At 62.5% G+C, this 5,967-nt stretch carries 7 protein-coding genes; 3 read left to right on the top strand and 4 right to left on the bottom strand.

Features of this window, described 5'->3' with window-relative positions; translation table 11 throughout:
- Window positions 1–262: 262 nt before the first annotated feature.
- The 3 genes from CMI59_RS01665 (at window position 263) to CMI59_RS01655 (ending at window position 3,019) form a co-directional block, all read left to right on the top strand.
- Window positions 263–901 carry a TetR/AcrR family transcriptional regulator gene (locus tag CMI59_RS01665; RefSeq protein WP_293323831.1) on the top strand — a complete coding sequence of 213 codons (639 nt, stop codon included), beginning with the start codon at window positions 263–265 and terminating at the stop codon, window positions 899–901.
- A 221-nt stretch (window positions 902–1,122) separates the two neighbouring features.
- Window positions 1,123–2,574 carry an MBOAT family protein gene (locus CMI59_RS01660; RefSeq protein ID WP_293323829.1) on the top strand — a complete coding sequence of 484 codons (1,452 nt, stop codon included), beginning with the start codon at window positions 1,123–1,125 and terminating at the stop codon, window positions 2,572–2,574.
- Window positions 2,575–2,584: 10 nt separating this feature from the next.
- On the top strand, window positions 2,585–3,019 hold the full coding sequence (locus tag CMI59_RS01655) for a hypothetical protein (protein WP_293323826.1): 435 nt from the start codon (window positions 2,585–2,587) through the stop codon (window positions 3,017–3,019).
- On the opposite strand, the gene CMI59_RS01650 is transcribed toward CMI59_RS01655, so the two are convergent.
- The 4 genes from CMI59_RS01650 to CMI59_RS01635 form a co-directional block, all read right to left on the bottom strand.
- Window positions 3,016–3,342 carry an AzlD domain-containing protein gene (locus CMI59_RS01650; protein WP_293323823.1) on the bottom strand — a complete coding sequence of 109 codons (327 nt, stop codon included), beginning with the start codon at window positions 3,340–3,342 and terminating at the stop codon, window positions 3,016–3,018. The two genes, CMI59_RS01655 and CMI59_RS01650, sit on opposite strands and share 4 nt — an antisense overlap.
- The gene (locus CMI59_RS01645; protein WP_293323819.1) at window positions 3,339–4,067 is read right to left on the bottom strand and encodes an AzlC family ABC transporter permease; all 729 of its coding nucleotides are present in this window, start codon (window positions 4,065–4,067) and stop codon (window positions 3,339–3,341) included. The genes CMI59_RS01650 and CMI59_RS01645 overlap by 4 nt, the downstream gene beginning before the upstream one ends.
- A 160-nt stretch (window positions 4,068–4,227) precedes the next feature.
- Window positions 4,228–5,646 carry a glutamate synthase subunit beta gene (locus CMI59_RS01640; protein ID WP_293323816.1) on the bottom strand — a complete coding sequence of 473 codons (1,419 nt, stop codon included), beginning with the start codon at window positions 5,644–5,646 and terminating at the stop codon, window positions 4,228–4,230.
- 6 nt (window positions 5,647–5,652) lie between these two features.
- Window positions 5,653–5,967, bottom strand: a 315-nt coding sequence (locus tag CMI59_RS01635; protein WP_293323813.1) for a hypothetical protein, incomplete at its 5' end; no start/stop codon positions are given.

Raw genomic sequence — 5,967 nt, 5'->3', positions numbered from 1 at the left:
CGCCAACGGAGATGTCCCCTGCCGTTTCGCGGCCGGATTCCTCGCAGATTTTCGATCAGCGTGAAGTGCCGTCACGGCCGCATACTCCTCTTTCTTTGGGTTTTCCGGGGAATTTGGTTTCCCGAGGCCTCCCGACCCGATCCATACGCGTTTGCCGCGCTTTTCTCGACCGTACGGTATGGTACGGTTTCGGGATAGCATATCTTTCGGCAATGTAATGAATCAATCGCGAAGGCCGTCATCTCGCGAAAGAATGAGAGACATGGAAACGGGTAAGCTGCAGCATCCAGACAGCGGAGACGAAAGGCGCGAACGCAAGCGGCGCCAGATTCTGGCGGTCGCCCGGGAGATTTTCCTGCGCGATGGTTATGCAGGGGCCTCCATGTCGGAGATTTCGGCATGTGTGGGCGGTTCCAAGGGGACGCTCTACGCCTATTTCGCGTCCAAGAGCGAGCTCTTCCGGGCGGTGCTTGAGGATTCCCTGACCCGGCATGAAGCAGAGGTTTCCGGCACGATCGCGGGCGGGGGCGCGCCGGGGGAGGTATTGCGCGCATTCAGCGAGCGTTTTCTCGAGGTCTTGCTGAGGCCGGAGAACCTCGCCCTGATACGGCTGGTTTATGCCGAGGCGGGCCGTTTTCCCGAGGTGGGGCAGGCTTTCTACGATAGCGGGCCGGCCAATGCCGAGCAGCATCTGGCCGATTATATTCGCGGCGCCGTGGAGCAGGGCTATCTGCGGGCGGATACGGATCCCCTGCTCGCCGCGCGGCAGATGATCCTGTTGAGCCAGGGCTGGATTCACAATCGGCGTCTCTGGAACGTGACGCCGGCGCCGAGCGAGGCCGAAATCAGGGAAAACGCTCATGCCGCCGTGCGCACATTTCTGGCTGCTTTCGGCGCCTGAGGTCCCTGTTCGGGCATTAACTAACAATTAACTCTGCCATTGAGCTTTGCAGCCACGCGTTGGATTATGCGCCTGACCGTCATGCCCCCCTGATGGTTAACGGTTGCGTAGTGCGCGCGGACGGTGGACCGCGCGCTTGGTTGGGCTGCTTTCGGACGGAAAACCGCTCCCTTGTTTGAAGGAAGCGCCTTTTCTGAAAGCGGTCGTGTCAGGGCGGCGGCATGCTTTTTCCGACTCTTGAGTTCGGTATCTTCTTCCTGATCGTTTTCACGGTCAGCTGGTCGCTGCGCTGGACGCCGGGCTTTCGCAAGCTGGCGCTGCTTGCCGCTTCCTATGTGTTCTATGGCTGGTGGGACTGGCGCTTTACCGGGCTGCTGTTCGCCTCGACTCTGATTGCTTATCTGGCAGGGCTCGGGCTCGAGCGCGCCGAACGCGCGGCGCTTCGCAAATGGATCGTCGGGGTTGCGGTCGCAGGCTCGCTCGTCATTCTCGGCTTCTTCAAATATTACGGCTTCTTCCTGACATCGCTTGCGGCGCTGCTCGACAGTTTCGGCCTGGCGCGCGATCTGCCGTTCATGGAGATCATCCTGCCGGTGGGAATTTCATTCTTCACCTTTCAGAGCATTTCCTATGTGGTCGATGTCTATCGCGGCGATGTGCGGGCGGAGCGTTCGCTTGCCGACGTGATGCTCTACATCTCGTTCTTTCCCCAGCTCGTTGCCGGTCCCATCGTGCGCGCGGCGGATTTCCTGCCGCAGCTTCATGAGACGCCGCGCCTGTCGCGGGAGCATCTGGGCGTCGGCACGGTGCTGATCCTGTCCGGCCTCATCAAGAAGATGGTGATCGCCAATTATCTCGCCACGGGCATTGCCGATCCGGTGTTCTTCGACCCGACGGTGGTGGGGGCGGGAGACCTTCTGCTCGGCGTCTATGCCTATGCAGTGCAGATCTATTGCGACTTCTCGGGCTATAGCGACATTGCCATCGGCGTTGCGGCGCTGCTGGGCTATCGCTTTCTTGAGAACTTCAACCAGCCCTATCGCGCGGCGAGCCTGCAGGATTTCTGGCGGCGCTGGCATATCTCGCTTTCCACCTGGCTGCGCGATTATCTCTACATCCCGCTGGGCGGTAACCGGGGTGGAGAGAAAGCGACCTATCGCAATCTCTTTCTGACCATGTTTCTGGGCGGGCTATGGCACGGCGCGGCCTGGACGTTCGTCTTCTGGGGTACGGCGCATGGTCTGATGTTGGGGCTGGAACGGTTTATCAAATCGAAGATCGAGCGATTTGCGCCGGCGCAGGCGGGACCCCGGGGCGTTGCCGGTATGCTGGGCGACGGGGCGCAACATATCGTCGGGGTGGTGTGGACGTTCCATTTCGTCTGCTTTACCTGGATCTTCTTCAGGGCGGATACATTCGGCACGGCGTGGAACTATCTCGCAGGCTTCGGCAATTGGGGCGAGCCGCTGCAATATGCAACGCCGTTCCTGACGGGGCTTATCGCGCTGGCGATGATCTTCCAGTTCACGCCGGGCAATCTCGGGCGCTGGCTCGCGCAGGGGATCAAGCATCTGCCGTCGCCATTGCTGGCCTTGCTGCTGGGCGGCGGTATCTGGCTCATCTGGGCCGTCGCGCCTGCGGGCGTGGCGCCGTTCATCTATTTCCAGTTCTAGGATGCGATCAATGCTCGATCTGCTGCATGACATCGAAACGGAAGTGGAAGGCGGTTGGGAAGCCGCCTCGCGCGCCGAGTTGCATCAGGCGGAAGAGACGCGACGCAGCGTTGCCCGCTTTACCCGCGTCATGTGGCTGTCGGCTTTCCTGCTGCTGTTTTTCAACAGCTCTCAGCTCGTCACCTATGTGAACGGGTTCGAGGTCGGCCCCGTGCAGGACGCCGTGGTGGCGCTCAGCCACACATGGGACGAGCAGATGCGGAAGAACGGTCTGACGGCGCCCGCCGCCGCCATCCGCGCAGAGGTGGACGATCTGCGGACGACGGGATGGGCGGAATTACGGGCTGAGTTTCCCGTCGTCGAGCGGGCGATCGCCGCGTTGCGCGGCAAGCCGCGCGCCGAGGACGACGCGCTGCCTGGCGGCCTGCGCGACACGCAGGGCTAGATCAGCCACCCCAGTAGCCAGAAAAGCGCCATACCGCCCAGAATGGTCACGAGCGCGTTGCGCGTGGCCCATGCGATCAATGTGGCGCCGATGGCCGCCAGCAAGCGCGGATTGTCGAACGCATAGCTCATTGTGCCGTCGGGCAGGCGCAGCACGGCGGGCAGGATGATGGCCGAGAGCACCGCGGCGGGCACGAAGCGCAGCGCGCGGATGAAGGGCCGGGGCAGGGCGATCCTGTCGGCGAGCTGGATGAAGGATAGCCTGAGCGCGAAGGTGCCGAGCCCGGCCGCCAGCACGATGAACCAGAGGGTCGTGGTGCTCATGTGTCGTCTCCCTCCTGCGGGGCGAGCATGATGCTCTCCCAGGCATAGCCGGCGGCGATGCCGCACAGCGCGGCAAGGAAGAGCCCGAGATTGTTGGGGAGCGGCGCGGCAATGACGGCCATGACGCCGCCGACACAGGCCGCGGCGACGGTGGCGCTGTCGCGCAGGCCTGGCACCATCAGGGCGATGAAGGTGATGGGCACGCCGAATTCCAGGCCCCATGACGGCGGGAGGCCCGCGCCGAGATAATAGCCAAGTGCCGTCGATGCCATCCAGACGATCCAGAGGGTAATCGCGGTGCCCAGATAGAAGCGGAACTTCCTGTCCAGCGACCAATCGGGATGGAGCGTGAACCGGGCCAGCGCAAGCGCATAGGCCTGATCGGTCAGCAGATAGGCGACGAGGCTCTTCTTGGTGCCGGACAGGCCGCGCAGATGCAGCGACAGCGAGGCGCTGTACATGGCGAAGCGCAGATTGATGAGCAGCACCGTCAATACCGCCATCGCCGGCAGGGCCTTCTCGCCGATGAGCTGCGACATGGCGATCTGCGATGCGCCCGCGAAGATGATCGCCGACTGACCGATACCGAGCAGGGCGTCGAAATCGACCTTGGCGGCGGCGAGTCCCGCCATCATGCCGAAGGGCAGCGCGGCGGGCAGCAGCGGCGCAATCGCCCGGATACCCTCCAGCCAGTCCTGCCATTCCTCATTCTTCTTGTCCGGCATGGTCCGATCCTTCCTGGTTGCGGCAGGAGATGACACGGAAAGCGTTATCGTGTCTTGCCATATCCGGAACCGACATCTGCATGTACCGGAAAAATTTTCTCAAAGAAAAACCCCGCGGGATCGCTCCCGCGGGGTTTTGGATGTTTCGTATGGAGGGTTGCTAGCGGGGCAGGAGCGACTCTCCCATCAGGTAAAGATCTACTTCGCGGGCGGCCTGGCGGCCTTCGCGAATGGCCCATACCACGAGGGACTGGCCACGGCGCATGTCGCCGGCAGCGAAGAATTTGCCTTTGCTGGCTTTGTAGGTTGCCGTGTCGGCGGCCACGTTGCCACGCTGGTCCAGTTCCACACCGATCTCTTCCAGCATGCCTTGATGCACCGGGTGCACGAAGCCCATGGCAAGCAGCACGAGATCCGCCTTGATTTCGAACTCACTGCCTTCGATGGGCTGCATCTTCTCGTCGACACGGATGCATTTGAGCGCCGTCACATGACCGTTCTCGCCGACAAAGCGGCGGGTCATCACGGCGAAGTCGCGCGTCGCGCCTTCCGCCTGGCTGGAGGAGGTGCGCATCTTCATCGGCCAGTCGGGCCAGGTCAGGAGCTTGTTTTCCTTTTCCGGCGGGGCAGGCATGATTTCGATCTGGGTGACTGAAAGCGCGCCCTGGCGGAAAGAGGTGCCGATGCAGTCGGACCCGGTGTCGCCGCCGCCGATCACGACCACATGCTTGCCCTTGGCAAGGATCGGCTCGACCTGGCCGATGGGCTCGTCGGACACACGGCGGTTCTGCTGGGGCAGGAATTCCATCGCGAAATGGACGCCCGAGAGATCGCGACCCTCGACCGGCAGGTCGCGGGGCGCTTCGGAGCCGCCGGTCAGCAGCACGGCGTCGAATTCGGATTCGAGTTCCGTCGCGGATTTGTCGACGCCGATGTTCACGCCGTAGTGGAAGGTCACGCCTTCCGCTTCCATCTGGCCGACGCGGCGGTCGATCAGGGTCTTTTCCATCTTGAAGTCGGGAATGCCGTAGCGGAGCAGGCCGCCGGCTTTCGCATTCTTCTCGAAGAGATGCACGTCATGGCCGCGGCGGGAAAGCTGCTGCGCGGCGGCAAGCCCGGCGGGGCCGGAGCCGACGATCGCGATCTTCTTGCCGGTCTTCTGCGCGGGCACCTGCGGAACGATCCAGCCTTCCTGCCAGCCGCGATCGACGATGGAGCACTCGATCGTTTTGATGGTGACGGGCTGTTCGGTCAGGTTCAGCGTGCAGCTTGCCTCGCAGGGAGCGGGGCAGATGCGGCCGGTGAACTCCGGGAAGTTGTTGGTCGAATGCAGGTTGCGGCAGGCGTCTTCCCACTCGGCGTGATAGACGAGATCGTTCCAGTCGGGGATCTGGTTGTTCACCGGACAGCCCGAATGGCAGTAGGGAATGCCGCAATCCATGCAGCGTGCAGCCTGGTCGCGGGTTGCATCCTCGCTCAGCGGAATCACGAATTCCTTGTAGTTGCGGATGCGGTCCGACGCCGGCAGGTACTTTCGGTCCTGACGGTCGATTTCCAGAAAGCCTGTAATCTTACCCATGGTTGCTTACTCTCCTGCTGCGGCCATGGCCTGGGCCGCTTCCTGAGATTCCTTCAGCTCGCGCAGGGCGCGGCGGTACTCGACCGGCATCACCTTGCGGAACTTCGGCAGGAAGCTCTCCCAATTTTCAAGAATCTCACGCGCGCGCGCCGAATTGGTGTAGCGCGCGTGGTTTTCGATCAGCTGATGCAGACGTTCGGCATCGAAGCGGGTCATGTCGGACATCACGTCCACACGGCCATGCGCCTCGAGGTCGGTGGACTGGTGACGGAGCTTCTCCATCAGCTCGTGTTCTTCCTTCACGGGCTCCAGATCCACCAT

The organism is Parvibaculum sp., assembly GCF_002684405.1.
GTDB lineage: Bacteria > Pseudomonadota > Alphaproteobacteria > Parvibaculales > Parvibaculaceae > Parvibaculum.
The sequence above is the reverse complement of the archived record's forward strand: the minus strand, read 5'-3'. Positions and strand labels throughout refer to the sequence as shown.